Source organism: Frateuria sp. Soil773, from assembly GCF_001428405.1.
Taxonomy (GTDB): Bacteria; Pseudomonadota; Gammaproteobacteria; order Xanthomonadales; family Rhodanobacteraceae; genus LMSL01.
On sequence record NZ_LMSL01000008.1, the window covers coordinates 73,337 to 88,336 of the forward strand.

At 65.5% G+C, this 15,000-nt stretch carries 10 protein-coding genes (1 of these 10 running past the window's edge); all 10 read right to left on the reverse strand.

Annotated features, from left to right (window positions below; genetic code table 11):
• Window positions 1-167: 167 nt before the first annotated feature.
• Window positions 168-2,297 (reverse strand): elongation factor G, encoded by a 2,130-nt coding sequence (fusA, locus tag ASG87_RS04990; RefSeq protein ID WP_056001725.1) that lies wholly within the window; start codon window positions 2,295-2,297, stop codon window positions 168-170.
• Window positions 2,298-2,497: 200 nt separating this feature from the next.
• A complete protein-coding gene (rpsG, locus tag ASG87_RS04995) occupies window positions 2,498-2,965 on the reverse strand; it encodes a 30S ribosomal protein S7 (RefSeq protein ID WP_056001728.1) in 468 nt (155 codons plus the stop codon).
• A gap of 56 nt (window positions 2,966-3,021) precedes the next feature.
• Window positions 3,022-3,396 carry a 30S ribosomal protein S12 gene (rpsL, locus tag ASG87_RS05000; protein ID WP_056001731.1) on the reverse strand — a complete coding sequence of 125 codons (375 nt, stop codon included), beginning with the start codon at window positions 3,394-3,396 and terminating at the stop codon, window positions 3,022-3,024.
• A 178-nt stretch (window positions 3,397-3,574) separates the two neighbouring features.
• Window positions 3,575-7,786, reverse strand: coding sequence for a DNA-directed RNA polymerase subunit beta' (gene rpoC, locus ASG87_RS05005; protein ID WP_056001734.1), 4,212 nt, complete (start codon window positions 7,784-7,786; stop codon window positions 3,575-3,577).
• Between the two features lie 25 nt (window positions 7,787-7,811).
• On the reverse strand, window positions 7,812-11,972 hold the full coding sequence (gene rpoB, locus ASG87_RS05010) for a DNA-directed RNA polymerase subunit beta (RefSeq protein ID WP_056001737.1): 4,161 nt from the start codon (window positions 11,970-11,972) through the stop codon (window positions 7,812-7,814).
• A gap of 250 nt (window positions 11,973-12,222) precedes the next feature.
• Window positions 12,223-12,594 carry a 50S ribosomal protein L7/L12 gene (rplL, locus tag ASG87_RS05015; protein ID WP_056001739.1) on the reverse strand — a complete coding sequence of 124 codons (372 nt, stop codon included), beginning with the start codon at window positions 12,592-12,594 and terminating at the stop codon, window positions 12,223-12,225.
• Window positions 12,595-12,640: 46 nt separating this feature from the next.
• Window positions 12,641-13,174, reverse strand: coding sequence for a 50S ribosomal protein L10 (gene rplJ, locus ASG87_RS05020; RefSeq protein WP_056001743.1), 534 nt, complete (start codon window positions 13,172-13,174; stop codon window positions 12,641-12,643).
• Between the two features lie 347 nt (window positions 13,175-13,521).
• On the reverse strand, window positions 13,522-14,229 hold the full coding sequence (rplA, locus tag ASG87_RS05025) for a 50S ribosomal protein L1 (protein WP_056001746.1): 708 nt from the start codon (window positions 14,227-14,229) through the stop codon (window positions 13,522-13,524).
• Between the two features lie 3 nt (window positions 14,230-14,232).
• Complete coding sequence (gene rplK / locus ASG87_RS05030; RefSeq protein ID WP_056001749.1) at window positions 14,233-14,661, reverse strand: 50S ribosomal protein L11; 429 nt, start codon at window positions 14,659-14,661, stop codon at window positions 14,233-14,235.
• Between the two features lie 265 nt (window positions 14,662-14,926).
• On the reverse strand, window positions 14,927-15,000 hold the end of the coding sequence (nusG, locus tag ASG87_RS05035; protein ID WP_056001752.1) for a transcription termination/antitermination protein NusG. Its footprint extends 487 nt past the window's final position; 74 of the gene's 561 nt are visible here — the last part of the coding sequence; the start codon falls outside the window, past its right edge — the gene reads right to left on this strand; its stop codon occupies window positions 14,927-14,929.

Here is a 15,000-nt window from a genome sequence, read left to right on the forward strand (position 1 = left end):
CTTACCCTTTGCCATGACTTGAGACCTCTAGATAGAACTTTCGTCAGTGCGGCTTCGGCCGCGTCTTTTGATTTACGCGGCCCGACCAGGGCCGCACTGCTCTTTTTTTGAAGAGAGCGGTCGCGAACGGCCGCCTTTTGCTTTCGCGATCAGGACGACCGCGCCAATCAAGCCTTCTTCATGACCTGCTCGGCGATGTTGCTCGGCGCCGGTTCGTAATGGTCGAATTCCATCGTGAACGTGGCGCGGCCCTGGGTCTGCGAACGCAGCGCGGTCGCGTAGCCGAACATTTCGCCAAGCGGAATCATTGCGTTGACGGTCTTGCCCGACGGCGTTTCTTCCTGGCCGGTCAGCATGCCGCGACGACGGCTGATGTCGCCCATGACGTCGCCCACGTAGTCTTCCGGCGTGACGACCTCGACCTTCATGATCGGCTCGAGCAGCACCGGCTGCGCCTTCGCGAAGCCCTGCTTGAACGCCATGGAGGCGGCGAGCTTGAACGCCATTTCCGAGGAGTCGACGTCGTGGTACGAACCGAAGACGAGCTTGACCTTCGTGTTCACCACCGGGAAGCCAGCCAGCGGGCCCGAGGTGATCGTCTCGCGCAGGCCCTTCTCGACCGACGGGATGAATTCCTTCGGAATCACGCCGCCGGTGATCTCGTTGAGGAAGAGGAAGTCGTCCTTGATCAGCGGCGCCAGCTTCTCGTCCGCACGATCCGCATCGGTGATCGGCGACAGCTCGATCACGACATGGCCGTACTGGCCCTTGCCGCCCGACTGCTTGGCATGCTTGTAGTCCGACTTGACGTCCGACGCCTGGATCGTTTCGCGGTAAGCCACCTGCGGCTTGCCGACGTTGGCCTCGACGTTGAACTCGCGCTTCATGCGGTCCACCAGGATATCCAGGTGGAGCTCGCCCATGCCCGAGATGATCGTCTGGCCCGACTCTTCGTCCGTGCGCACGCGGAACGACGGATCTTCCGCGGCCAGGCGGCCGAGGGCGATGCCCATCTTTTCCTGGTCGGACTTGGTCTTCGGCTCGACCGCCATCGAGATCACCGGCTCCGGGAACGACATGCGCTCCAGGGTGATGATGTGATCCTGCGCGCACAGCGTATCGCCGGTCGTCACGTCCTTCAGGCCGACCGCCGCGGCGATGTCGCCGGCGCGGACTTCCTTCAGCTCGTGACGCTCGTTCGCGTGCATCTGCAGGATGCGGCCAATGCGCTCCTTCTTCGACTTGACCGGGTTGTACACCTGGTCGCCGGCGTTCAGAGTACCCGAATAGACACGGAAGAACGTCAGCGCGCCGACGAACGGATCGGTCATGATCTTGAACGCCAGCGCCGAGAACGGAGCATCGTCCTTCGCCTCGCGGGTGTCCGGCTGCTCGTCATCGTCGATGCCCTCGACCGGCGGACGGTCGAGCGGCGACGGCAGCAGGTTGACGACCGCGTCGAGCATCGCCTGGACGCCCTTGTTCTTGAACGCCGTGCCGCAGAACACCGGAATGATCTCGCTGCGCAGGGTGCGCAGGCGAAGACCTTCGATGATCTCGGCCTCGGTCAGCTCCTCGCCGCCCAGGTACTTGTCCATCATCTCTTCCGTGGCTTCCGCCGCGGCTTCGATCATGGCGGTACGGGCCGACTCGGCCTTTTCCTTGAGGTTCGCCGGGATGTCCTGGTACTCGAACTTCATGCCCTGGGACTCCATGTCCCAGATGATCGACTTCATCTTGAGGAGGTCGATCACGCCCTCGAAGTTGTCTTCGGCGCCGATCGGCACCTGCATCTCGATCGGATTGGCGCCGAGGCGGGACTTCAACTGCTCGACGACCTTGTAGAAGTTCGCACCCGTGCGGTCCATCTTGTTGACGAACGCGAGGCGCGGCACCTTGTACCGGTTGGCCTGGCGCCAGACGGTCTCGGACTGCGGCTGCACGCCACCCACGGCGCAGAGCACGAACACCGCACCGTCGAGCACGCGCAGCGAACGCTCCACTTCGATGGTGAAGTCGACGTGTCCGGGGGTGTCGATGATGTTGAAGCGGTGCTCGGGCAGCGAACGGTCCATGCCCTTCCAGAACGCCGTGGTGGCCGCGGAAGTGATGGTGATGCCGCGCTCCTGCTCCTGCTCCATCCAGTCCATCGTCGCCGCACCGTCGTGCACTTCGCCGATCTTGTGCGAGACGCCGGTGTAGAACAGGATGCGCTCCGTGGTCGTGGTCTTGCCGGCATCGATGTGGGCCATGATGCCGAAGTTGCGGTAGCGCTCGATGGGAGTGGTGCGTGCCATGGGTGTATACCTTTGCCGGGCTGCCATGCCCTGGTTTTCACGGCCGTCCGGGCCATGTTTCCATTTAAGAATCCGCCGGGAGGCGGGATGTTCTTCAACCGTCCCCGGGAACGGCTTGCGTCAAAACCGGCGCGAGGCCGGTTCGTTTCACCGCCTTGCCGCTTCCCGCCGCCAGTCGATGGCAGCGGGAAACAGGTCGCTTACCAGCGGTAGTGCGAGAAGGCCTTGTTCGCCTCGGCCATGCGGTGCGTCTCTTCGCGCTTCTTGATCGCGCCGCCGCGGTTCTCCGAGGCCTCGAGCAGCTCGGCGGCCAGCTTGCGCGGCATCGAGGTCTCGCCGCGCTTGCGGGCGGAGTCGATGGCCCAGCGCATCGCCAGCGCCATGCGGCGGCCCGGACGCACTTCGACCGGCACCTGGTAGGTGGCGCCGCCGACACGGCGGGACTTCACCTCGACGGCCGGGGCGATGTTGCCCAGCGCCTTCTCGACCAGAGCCACCGGCTCGGCATTCTTTTCGCCCAGGTGGGCCAGCGCGCCGTAGACGATGCTCTCGGCGACCGACTTCTTGCCGCTCTTCATCACCATGTTGATGAAGCGGGCGATCAGCTGGCTGCCGTGCTTGGGATCCGGCAGAACCAGACGGGCGGGATGTGAACCTTTACGCGACATGTTTGTTGTCCGTTATCTTCGCGACCGTCGAGCCGGCCGCACTCATCGAATTGGGATTACTTCTTCGGGCGCTTGGCGCCGTACTTGGAGCGCGACTGGCGACGCTTGGTGACGCCCGCGCAGTCGAGGCTGCCGCGCACCGTGTGGTAGCGCACGCCCGGCAGGTCCTTCACGCGACCGCCGCGGATCAGCACCACCGAGTGCTCCTGCAGGTTGTGGCCTTCGCCGCCGATGTAGCTGATGACCTCGTAACCGTTGGTCAGGCGCACCTTGGCGACCTTGCGCAACGCCGAGTTCGGCTTCTTCGGGGTAGTCGTGTACACGCGCGTGCAGACACCACGACGCTGCGGACTGCTCTGCAGTGCCGGCGAAGCGCTCTTGTACGTCTTCGGGCTGCGGTTCTTGCGCACCAACTGGTTGACTGTCGTCATGCGAAACTATTCCTGAGAAACATAAAGGCAGACCGATCCAACTCGGCCTGCCAAGAAGCGGGAATTTAACATGGGCAGCCCGCCACAGGCAAGCTGACGCCCTGCCATCCTTGACCCGAACACGAGGCGCGTCCGTGCGCCTCATTTCGTATGTCAGCGAGCGAAGCCCTGGACGAGCTTACTCGACACCACTATCGCTACCGACCGGGGCTTCCGCGAAGGAGACCGAGGAGGAACCGGAGAGTGTCTCCAGCTCCGAGGCGGTAAGACCGCCCTGGCGACGACGCCCTGCGTGGTACGCCAGACCCGTACCTGCCGGGATGAGACGGCCGACAATAACATTTTCCTTCAGGCCACGCAAGGTATCGCGCGTGCCGCGGACCGCCGCCTCGGTGAGGACGCGGGTGGTCTCCTGGAACGACGCAGCCGAGATGAACGACTCGGTCGCCAGCGACGCCTTGGTGATGCCCAGCAGCACCGACTGGTACTCGGCCGGGCGCTCGCCCTTGCTCTCCGCCCGCTCGTTCTCGGCGTTGATGCGCACGCGCTCGACCTGCTCGCCGCGCAGGTAGTGGCTGTCGCCCGGCTCGGTGATCTCGACCTTGCGCAGCATCTGGCGAATGATCGCTTCGATGTGCTTGTCGTTGATCTTCACGCCCTGCAGGCGGTACACGTCCTGGATCTCCTTGACCAGGTAGGCCGCCAGCGGCTCCACGCCGAGCAGGCGCAGGATGTCGTGCGGGCTCGGCTCGCCGTCCACCACGGTCTCGCCCTTCTCCACGTGCTCGCCTTCGAACACGATGACCTGGCGCCACTTCGGGATCAGCTCCTCGTGTTCGTTGCCGTCCACGTCCTTGATGATCAGGCGCTGCTTGCCCTTGGTGTCCTTGCCGAAGCTGATCACGCCGGAGCGCTCGGCCAGGATCGCCGGCTCCTTCGGCTTGCGCGCCTCGAACAGGTCGGCCACGCGCGGCAGGCCGCCGGTGATGTCGCGGGTCTTCGACGTTTCCTGCGGGATACGCGCGACCACGTCGCCCACGCCCACCGTGGCGCCGTTCTGGATCGACACGATCGCGCCGGCCGGGAGCATGTACTGCGCCGGCACGTCGGTGCCCGGCAGCTTCAGCTCGCGGCCCTTGGCGTCTTCCAGGCGCACGATCGGGCGCAGATCCTTGGCCGCGGTGCCGCGGCGCTTCGGATCGGTGACCACCGCAGACTCCAGGCCGGTCAGCTCGTCGGTCTGGCTCTGCACGGTGATGCCATCGATGAAGTCGATGAAGCGCACCGTACCGGCCACTTCCGACACGATCGGATGGGTGTGCGGGTCCCAGTTGGCCACGGTCTGGCCGGCCTTGACGGCTTCGCCGTCCTTGACCGCGATGGTGGCGCCGTAGGGCACCTTGTAGCGCTCGCGCTCGCGGCCGTTGGCGTCGATGACGCTCACTTCGCCCGAACGCGACACTGCAACCAGGTGGCCCTGGCTGTGCTGCACGGTCTTGAGGTTGTTGAACTTCAGCGTGCCGGTGGTCTTCACCGAAACATTGTCCACCGCCGCCGCACGCGAAGCCGCGCCGCCGATGTGGAAGGTACGCATGGTGAGCTGCGTGCCCGGCTCGCCGATCGACTGCGCGGCGACCACGCCCACGGCCTCGCCCATGTTGACCAGGTGGCCACGGGCCAGGTCGCGGCCGTAGCACAGCGCGCACACGCCGTGTGCGGCTTCGCAGGTGATCGGCGAACGCACCTTGATCGACTGCACGCCGGCCTTGTCCAGCTTCTCGACCAGCGCCTCGTCCAGCAGGGTGTCGCGGGTGACGATGGGCTGGTCGTCGTCGCCGGGGGCGTAGACGTCCTCGACCACCACGCGGCCCAGCACGCGCTCGCGCAGCGGCTCGACCACGTCGCCACCTTCCACGATCGGCTGCATCAGGATGCCGTCCTCGGTGCCGCAATCGACCGAGGTGACCACCACGTCCTGCGCCACGTCGACCAGGCGGCGGGTGAGGTAGCCGGAGTTTGCCGTCTTCAGCGCCGTATCCGCCAGGCCCTTGCGGGCGCCGTGGGTGGAGTTGAAGTACTGCAGCACGTTCAGGCCTTCGCGGAAGTTGGCCTTGATCGGGGTCTCGATGATCGAGCCGTCCGGACGCGCCATCAGGCCGCGCATGCCGGCCAGCTGGCGGATCTGCGCCACCGAGCCGCGCGCGCCCGAGTCGGCCATGATGTACAGCGAGTTCATCGACTTCTGGCTGACCGTCTTGCCCTCGGCATCGACCACCTTCTCGGTGCCGATGCCGTCGATCATCGCCTTGGCGACCAGCTCGTTGGTGCGCGACCAGATGTCGACCACCTTGTTGTAGCGCTCGCCGGCGGTGACCAGGCCCGACTGGTACTGCTCCTGGATCTCGACCACTTCCTTCTCGGCCTCTTCCAGGATCGGCTTCTTCTCGGCCGGGATGATCATGTCGTCGATGCCGATCGAGATGCCCGCGCGGGTGGCGAAGCGGAAGCCGGTGTACATCAGCTGGTCGGCGAACACCACGGTCTCTTTCAGGCCGAGGCGGCGGTAGCAGGCGTTGATCAGGCGCGAGATGTTCTTCTTGGTCAGCTCGGTGTTGGCCAGCGCGAACGACAGGCCCTCCGGCATGATCTCCAGCAGCAGCGCACGGCCGACCGTGGTGTCGACCAGCGCGGTGCGCTCGGAAGCGACGCCCTCGTCGTCCACCTCGGTCAGCTTGATGCGGACCTTGATCTTGGCGTGCAGCTGCACGGCGCGGTTGTCGTAGGCGCGACGCACCTCGCCGACGTTGGCGAACACCATGCCGGTGCCCTTGGCGTTCACCAGCTCGCGGGTCATGTAGTACAGGCCCAGCACCACGTCCTGCGACGGCACGATGATCGGCTCGCCGTTGGCGGGCGACAGGATGTTGTTGGTCGCCATCATCAGGGCGCGCGCTTCGAGCTGCGCCTCGATCGAGAGCGGCACGTGCACGGCCATCTGGTCGCCGTCGAAGTCGGCGTTGAACGCGGTACACACCAGCGGATGCAGCTGGATCGCCTTGCCTTCGATCAGCTTCGGCTCGAACGCCTGGATGCCGAGGCGGTGCAGGGTCGGGGCGCGGTTCAGCAGCACCGGATGCTCGCGGATCACCTCTTCGAGGATGTCCCACACCTGGCCTTCCTCGCGCTCGACGAGCTTCTTGGCGGCCTTGATGGTGGTGGCCTCGCCGCGGGCCTGCAGCTTGGCGAAGATGAACGGCTTGAACAGCTCCAGCGCCATCTTCTTGGGCAGACCGCACTGGTGCAGGCGCAACGTCGGGCCGACCACGATCACCGAGCGGCCGGAGTAGTCCACGCGCTTGCCGAGCAGGTTCTGGCGGAACCGGCCCTGCTTGCCCTTGATCATGTCGGCCAGCGACTTCAGCGCGCGCTTGTTGGTGCCGGTGATGGCACGGCCGCGGCGGCCGTTGTCGAGCAGCGCGTCGACCGATTCCTGCAGCATGCGCTTCTCGTTGCGCACGATGATGTCGGGCGCGTTGAGCTCGAGCAGGCGCTTGAGGCGGTTGTTGCGGTTGATGACGCGGCGGTACAGGTCGTTGAGGTCGGAGGTGGCGAAGCGGCCGCCGTCCAGCGGCACCAGCGGACGCAGGTCCGGCGGCAGCACCGGCAGCACGGTCATCACCATCCACTCCGGCTTGTTGCCGGATTCCAGGAACGCCTCGATCAGCTTGACGCGCTTGGTGAGGCGCTTGAGCTTGGTCTCGGAGTTGGTGGAGGCGATCTCTTCCTTCAGGCGGATGACCTCGCCCGGCAGGTCGAGCGACTTCAGCAGCTCGTAGACGGCCTCGGCGCCCATGCGGGCGTCGAACTCGTCGCCGTGCTCCTCGGTCGCCTCGAGGTACTGGTCCTCGCTGAGCAACTGGCCACGCTCGAGCGCGGTCAGGCCCGGATCGATCACCACGAAGGCCTCGAAGTACAGGATGCGCTCGATGTCGCGCAGGGTCATGTCCAGCATCAGGCCGATGCGCGAGGGCAGCGACTTCAGGAACCAGATGTGCGCGGTCGGGCTGGCCAGCTCGATGTGGCCCATGCGCTCGCGGCGCACCTTGGCCAGCGTCACTTCCGTGCCGCACTTCTCGCAGACCACGCCGCGGTGCTTCATGCGCTTGTACTTGCCGCACAGGCACTCGTAGTCCTTCACCGGGCCGAAGATGGCGGCGCAGAACAGGCCGTCGCGCTCCGGCTTGAAGGTGCGGTAGTTGATGGTTTCCGGCTTCTTCACTTCGCCGAACGACCACGAGCGGATCAGCTCCGGCGAGGCCAGCGCGATCTTGATCGCGTCGAAGTCGGGCGTCGCGCGCTGCTGATTGAACAGATTGAGCAAATCTTTCATTGCATAAGCTCCTGTAACCCGCGGGTTACTTGATCTCTTCCAGGTCGATGTCGATACCGAGCGAACGGATTTCCTTCACCAGCACGTTGAAGGACTCCGGCATGCCCGCCGCCATCTCGTGGTTGCCGTCGACGATGTTCTTGTACATCTGGTTGCGGCCCTGCACGTCGTCGGACTTCACCGTCAGCATTTCCTGCAGGGTGTAGGCCGCGCCGTAGGCTTCCAGCGCCCAGACTTCCATTTCGCCGAAGCGCTGGCCGCCGAACTGCGCCTTGCCGCCCAGCGGCTGCTGGGTGACCAGCGAGTACGGGCCGGTGGAACGCGCGTGCATCTTGTCGTCGACCAGGTGGTTGAGCTTCAGGTAGTGCATGTAGCCGACGGTGACCGGGCGGTCGAACGCCTCGCCGGTGCGGCCGTCGTACAGCGTGGTCTGGCCCGACTCGGGCAGATCCGCCAGCTTCAGCATCGCCTTGATCTCGGTTTCCTCGGCGCCGTCGAACACCGGCGTCGCCATCGGCACGCCTTCCTGCAGGTTGTGCGCCAGCGTGCGGATCTCGTCGTCGGTGAGCGACTTGAGGTCCACGTGCTGCACGGCGCCGGCGACGTGGTGGTTGTAGATCTGGTCGAGGAACTCGCGGACCTTGGCGACCTTCTCCTGCGCCTCGATCATCTTCTGGATCTTCTTGCCCAGGCCCTTGGCGGCCCAGCCCAGATGCACTTCCAGGATCTGGCCGATGTTCATGCGCGAGGGCACGCCCAGCGGGTTCAGCACGATGTCCACCGGCACGCCGTCGGCGGAGTACGGCATGTCTTCCACCGGCACCACGTTGGACACCACGCCCTTGTTGCCGTGGCGGCCGGCCATCTTGTCGCCCGGCTGGATGCGGCGCTTCACGGCCAGGAACACCTTGACCATCTTCAGCACGCCCGGGGCGAGGTCGTCGCCCTGGGTGATCTTGCCCTGCTTCTCCTTGAAGCGCTTGTCGAACTCTTCCTTATGGCGCTTGATCTGGTCGGCGGCGCGCTCGAGGAACTCGGTGACCTCCTCGTCCTTCACGTTGACCTTGAACCAGTCGTCCTTCTTCAGGCCGTCCAGGTAGGCGTCGGTGATCTCGGCGCCGCGCTTGAGGCCACCCGGGCCGCTCATCGCGGTCTTGCCGACGAGCTGGGTGCGCATGCGGTTGTAGATCGCGCCCTCGAGGATGCGGAACTGGTCGTCCAGATCCTTGCGGATCCGCTTGATCTCCATTTCCTCGATCTGGCGCGCGCGCTTGTCCTTCTCGATGCCGTCGCGGGTGAACACCTGCACGTCGATGACGGTGCCGTCCATGCCCGGCGGCACGCGCAGCGAGCTGTCCTTCACGTCGGACGCCTTCTCGCCGAAGATCGCGCGCAGCAGCTTCTCTTCCGGCGTGAGCTGGCTCTCGCCCTTCGGCGTGACCTTGCCGACCATGATGTCGCCGGCCTTCACCTCGGCGCCGATGTAGACGATGCCGGACTCGTCGAGACGGGCCAGCGCCTGCTCGCCCACGTTCGGGATGTCGGCGGTGATTTCCTCGGCGCCCAGCTTGGTGTCGCGCGCGATGCAGGACAGCTCCTCGATGTGGATCGAGGTGTAGCGGTCTTCCTGCACGACGCGCTCGGAGAGCAGGATCGAGTCTTCGAAGTTGTAGCCGTTCCACGGCATGAACGCGATCAGCATGTTCTGGCCGAGCGCGAGCTCGCCCAGGTCGGTCGACGAGCCGTCGGCCAGCGTGTCGCCCTTCGCCACCACGTCGCCCACGTTCACCAGCGGACGCTGGTTGAGGTTGGTGTTCTGGTTGGAACGGGTGTACTTGGTCAGCGTGTAGATGTCGACGCCGGCGTCGTTGTCGCCGATCTCTTCCTCGTTCACGCGCACCACGATGCGGGCCGCGTCGACCTGGTCGATCACGCCGCCGCGCTTGGCGGTGGTGATGACACCGGAGTCGCGCGCCACGGCGCGCTCGATGCCGGTGCCCACCAGCGGGGTCTGCGAGCGCAGCGTCGGCACGGCCTGGCGCTGCATGTTCGCGCCCATCAGCGCGCGGTTCGCGTCATCGTGCTCCAGGAACGGCACCAGCGCCGCCGCGACCGACACGGTCTGCATCGGCGAAACGTCCATGTAGCCGACCTCGGATGCCGGGCGCAGCTCGGATTCGCCGCGGAAACGGCAGGACACGAAGTCCTCGACGAAGGCGCCATGCTTGTCCAGCGGCGAGTTCGCCTGCGCGATCACATGGTCGCCTTCCTCGATCGCCGACAGGTAGTCGACCTTGTCGGTGACCTTGCCGTTCTCGACCTTGCGGTACGGCGTCTCCAGGAAGCCGTAGGCGTTGGTGCGGGCGTACACGGCCAGCGAGTTGATCAGGCCGATGTTCGGGCCTTCCGGGGTCTCGATGGTGCAGACGCGGCCGTAGTGGGTCGGGTGCACGTCGCGCACTTCGAAGCCCGCGCGCTCGCGGGTCAGGCCGCCCGGCCCCAGGGCCGACACGCGGCGCTTGTGGGTCACCTCGGACAGCGGGTTGTTCTGGTCCATGAACTGGCTGAGCTGCGAGGAGCCGAAGAACTCCTTCACCGCCGCCGCGACCGGCTTGGCGTTGATCAGTTCCTGCGGGGTCAGGCCCTCGGACTCGGCCAGGCTCAGGCGCTCGCGCACGGCGCGCTCGACGCGCACCAGGCCGATGCGGAAGGTGTTCTCGGCCATCTCGCCGACCGAGCGCACGCGGCGGTTGCCCAGGTGGTCGATGTCGTCCACCGTGCCGTGGCCGTTCTTGATGTCGATCAGCACCTTGAGCACGTCGAGGATGTCGGAGCTTTCGCCCTGCGCCTTGACCAGCTCCTGCGCGACTTCTTCCTTGCGGTCGGCGAAGTACTTGTAGTCGTACAGCACGCCCGGGCCGAGGATCTCCTGGCGGCCCACGCGGCGGTTGAACTTCATCCGGCCCACCGACGACAGGTCGTAGCGGTCGAAGGTGAAGAACAGGTTGAAGAACAGGTTCTGCGCGGCGTCCTTGGTCGGCGGCTCGCCCGGGCGCATCATGCGGTAGATCTCCACCAGCGCCTCGAGCTGCGTCTTGGTGTTGTCGATGCGCAGGGTGTGCGAGATGTAGGCGCCGCGGTCGAGATCGTTGACGTACAGCGTCGGCACCGTCTCGATGCCGGCCTTGCGGAAGTTCTCCAGCTGCTCGGCGGTGATCTCGTCGTTGGCGTTGGCCAGCAGCTCGCCGGTCTTGGCGTCGACGATGTCGGTGGCCACGATGCGGCCGACCGGGTAGTCGTCCGGCACTTCCAGCGCGGAGATGTTCTCGGCCGCGAGCTGGCGCACGTGGCGCGCGGTGATGCGCTTGCCGGCCTCGACCAGCACCTTGCCGCCGACCATCAGGTCGAAGGTGAGCGTTTCGCCGCGCAGGCGCTCGGCGACCAGCTCGAGCGTGGTGCCGCCCTTCTTGCCCAGGTGGAACACGTTGTGCTCGAAGAAGATGCCCAGCATCTCCTCGTTGGTGTAGCCGAGCGCGCGCAGCAGCACCGTCACCGGCAGCTTGCGGCGGCGGTCGATGCGGGTGAACAGCGCGTCCTTCGGGTCGAACTCGAAGTCCAGCCACGAGCCGCGGTAGGGAATCACGCGGGCGGAGAACAAGAGCTTGCCCGAGCTGTGCGTCTTGCCGCGGTCGTGGTCGAAGAACACGCCCGGCGAGCGGTGCAGCTGCGAGACGATCACGCGCTCGGTGCCGTTGATGATGAAGGTGCCGGTGTCGGTCATGAGCGGGATCTCGCCCATGTAGACCTCCTGCTCCTTGACGTACTTCACCGCCTTCTTCGAGGCCGGGCTGTCCTTGTCGTAGATCACCAGGCGCACGGTCACGCGCAGCGGTGCGCCGAAGGTCATGCTGCGGTTGCGGCACTCGCGCTCGTCGAACGCGGGCTCGCCCAGGCGGTAGTCCACGTACTCGAGGGCCGCGTTGCCCGAATAGCTGGAAATCGGGAACACCGATTTCAACGCGGCATGCAGACCCTTGTCCTCGCGCTTCTTGGGAGCGACGTGCTCCTGCAGGAACTCCCGGTAGGAGTCGGTCTGGATGGTCAGCAGGTTGGGCACGCCCAGTACGGGCGGACGCTTGCCGAAATCCTTGCGGATGCGCTTCTTCTCGGTAAACGAGTAAGTCATGGTGGGTGACGCCTCGGTTCGCAGTGACGCCGGTGGTGCACACACCGGCAAAGGGAGATTGGTCTTGCCGGACGGCCATGGCCGTCCGGGTCGGGATGCGGGAATCGAGAATCGGGAATCGCGCGGCCGGTGGCCCTTACGATTCCCGATTCTCCATTCCCCATTCCCGTTCAAACGGGCAAAGCCCGGGGGCTTGCGCCCCCAGGCTTGCTTGACGCTGGATCAAACTGATGGCGCGCAAGGGCGCCGATTACTTCAGTTCGACCGTGGCGCCGGCAGCTTCGAGGTCCTTCTTGAACTTCGCAGCGTCGTCCTTCGAGGCGGCTTCCTTCACGACGCCACCGGCCTCGGTCAGGTCCTTCGCTTCCTTCAGGCCCAGGCCGGTGATGGCGCGGACGGCCTTGATCACGTCGACCTTCTTGTCGCCGGCGCTCTTCAGGATCACGTCGAACTCGGTCTGCTCCTCGGCAGCCGGGCCGGCGGCGGCCGGGCCGGCGGCAACCATCACCGGGGCGGCGGCGGTCACGCCGAACTTCTCTTCGATGGCCTTCACCAGGTCCATCACTTCCATCAGCGACTTGGCGGCGACGGCTTCAACGATCTGTTCGTTGGTCAGGGACATTTTGATTTACCTCTGGAAATTGATTCGATTTGAGTAGACGGCGAACTTAGGCGGGCTCGACTTCGGCCGGGGCTTCGGCGGCGACTTCGCCACCGCCCTGCTTGTCGGCCACGGCCTTGACGACGCGGGCGAACATCGTGGCCGGCTCGGCCAGCACGCGGGCCAGCATGGCCAGCGCCTGTTCGCGGGTCGGCAGCGAGGCCAGCACGTCGACGTGCGCGGCCGGCAGCAACTTGCCTTCCACCGAGACGATTTTCGCCTTCAGCTTGTCGTTGCCCTTGGCGAATTCCTTGATCAGGCGCCCGGCAGCACCGGGTTCCTCGGTCGAGAATGCGTACAGCAGCGGACCGGTCAGGGCGTCCTTGACGACCTCGAACTCGGTGCCCGCCACGGCGCGCGAAGCGAGCGTGTTCTTGACGACTTTCAGGAACACGCCGGATTCGCGGGCCTTCTTGCGCATCGCGGTCATCTGTTCGACCGTGGTGCCCGCATACTCGGCAGCGACCAAGGAGTGCGCCTTCGCGGCGACTTCTGCCAGCTCGGCGACTACTTCCTGCTTCTGCGAGAGATTCAGAGCCATATCACTCCTCCTAAATAGAACTCCGCTTACGGCTCCTGCCGCTTGCGGTCCTGAGCGACGCCGTCCGTGACGTCGGGGACACTCGGTGCCCCGGGTGGTGGCCTTTCCAGAATGGATCGAACGATTCCAGAAGGGGCAGCACCATCTACGCAGGCCGGATTCGCCAGGAATCCGATTAAGCGATCCCGCTGGCGGCGACGGCGTTTCCATGCCAGTTACGAGCTCCCTGCTCGTCGTCGTCGCGCGCTGATCGCGCCTGCGGTCTTTGACGGCGGCTCCGGCCTGCGGCCGGGACTGCCCTCAAAAACGTGCCCGCGCGGCATGGCGCCGCGCGGGGCTTTGTCTTCTTACTTCGCCGAGATGCTCAGCGACGAGGTATCGACGGTCACGCCGATGCCCATCGTGCTGGACAGCGCGACCTTCTGCAGGTACTGGCCCTTCGCCGTGCTCGGCTTGGCCTTGAGCAGGTCGCCGATCAGGGCGTTGAGGTTGTCGGCCAGCTGCGCCGCCTCGAACGAAGCCTTGCCGATGGTGGCGTGGATGATGCCCGCCTTGTCGTTGCGGAACTTCACCTGGCCGGCCTTGGCGTTCTTCACCGCGGTGGCGACGTCGGCGGTGACCGAGCCGTCCTTCGGGTTCGGCATCAGGCCGCGCGGGCCGAGCACCTGGCCCAGCTTGCCGACCACGCGCATCGCGTCCGGGGTGGCGATCACGCGACCGAAGTCGAGGTCACCGGCCTGCATGCGCTCGGCCAGGTCTTCCATGCCGACGGCATCGGCGCCGGCGGCCTTGGCCGCCTCGGCCTTCTCGCCGGCCGGGACGAACACGGCCACCTTGATGGTCTTGCCGGTGCCGTGCGGCAGCAGCGAGGAGCCGCGCACGCCCTGGTCCGACTTCTTCGCGTCGATGCCGAGGCGCACGGCCACGTCCACCGACTCGGCGAACTTGGCCTTGGCGTTGTCCTTGACGATCTTCAGCGCCTCGTCCAGGCCGTAGATCTTGCCCGGCTGCACCGCCGCCTGGGCGGCCTTCATACGCTTCGTGAGCTTTGCCATGTCTTAACCCTCCACCACAAGGCCCATGCTGCGGGCGCTACCGGCAATGGTGCGCACCGCGGCGTCCAGATCGGCAGCCGTCAGATCCGGCTCCTTCTGCTTCGCAACGTCTTCGAGCTGCTTGCGGGTGATCTTGCCCACCTTGTCGGTGTTGGGCTTGGACGAACCCTTGGCGACGCCGGTGACCTTCTTGATCAGCACGGTGGCGGGCGGGGTCTTGGTGATGAACGTGAAGCTGCGGTCGGAGTACGCCGTGATGATGGTCGGGATCGGCAGACCCGGCTCCAGCTTCTGCGTGGCGGCATTGAACGCCTTGCAGAACTCCATGATGTTCAGGCCGCGCTGACCCAGCGCTGGACCGACCGGCGGCGACGGGTTGGCCTGGCCGGCCTTGACCTGCAGCTTGATATAACCGACGACTTTCTTTGCCATTGGATTTTCCTCGCGAGTTCAGGCGCCTTGCGGCTCCTCGCCGTACATCGTTCCCTGGATGATGGTGAGCCCGCCGATCCCTGCGGACTCCGAAACACGGACACGCCGAGTCGAAAGACCCCGGCGTGAACCGCGTAGTTTAAGGAGTGATCAACTTTTAAGCAAGCCCCATGCCGAAGGACCTAGGAGTGAGGCGAGAGGAGTGAGAAGCGAGAGAAAGCTTGCCCCCTCTCACTTTTCACTCCTCTCAACTATCTTCTCGCCCTTAAGCCTTCTCGACCTGTCCGAATTCCAGCTCGACCGGGGTGGAACGACCGAAGATCAGCACCGCGACGCGCA

Coding starts and splice junctions, on each gene's coding strand:
- fusA (WP_056001725.1), bottom strand. CDS start 2,297: ATGGCACGCACCACTCCCATCGAGCGCTACCGCAACTTCGGCATCATG.
- rpsG (WP_056001728.1), bottom strand. CDS start 2,965: ATGTCGCGTAAAGGTTCACATCCCGCCCGTCTGGTTCTGCCGGATCCC.
- rpsL (WP_056001731.1), bottom strand. CDS start 3,396: ATGACGACAGTCAACCAGTTGGTGCGCAAGAACCGCAGCCCGAAGACG.
- rpoC (WP_056001734.1), bottom strand. CDS start 7,786: ATGAAAGATTTGCTCAATCTGTTCAATCAGCAGCGCGCGACGCCCGAC.
- rpoB (WP_056001737.1), bottom strand. CDS start 11,972: ATGACTTACTCGTTTACCGAGAAGAAGCGCATCCGCAAGGATTTCGGC.
- rplL (WP_056001739.1), bottom strand. CDS start 12,594: ATGTCCCTGACCAACGAACAGATCGTTGAAGCCGTCGCCGCCAAGTCG.
- rplJ (WP_056001743.1), bottom strand. CDS start 13,174: ATGGCTCTGAATCTCTCGCAGAAGCAGGAAGTAGTCGCCGAGCTGGCA.
- rplA (WP_056001746.1), bottom strand. CDS start 14,229: ATGGCAAAGCTCACGAAGCGTATGAAGGCCGCCCAGGCGGCGGTGCAG.
- rplK (WP_056001749.1), bottom strand. CDS start 14,661: ATGGCAAAGAAAGTCGTCGGTTATATCAAGCTGCAGGTCAAGGCCGGC.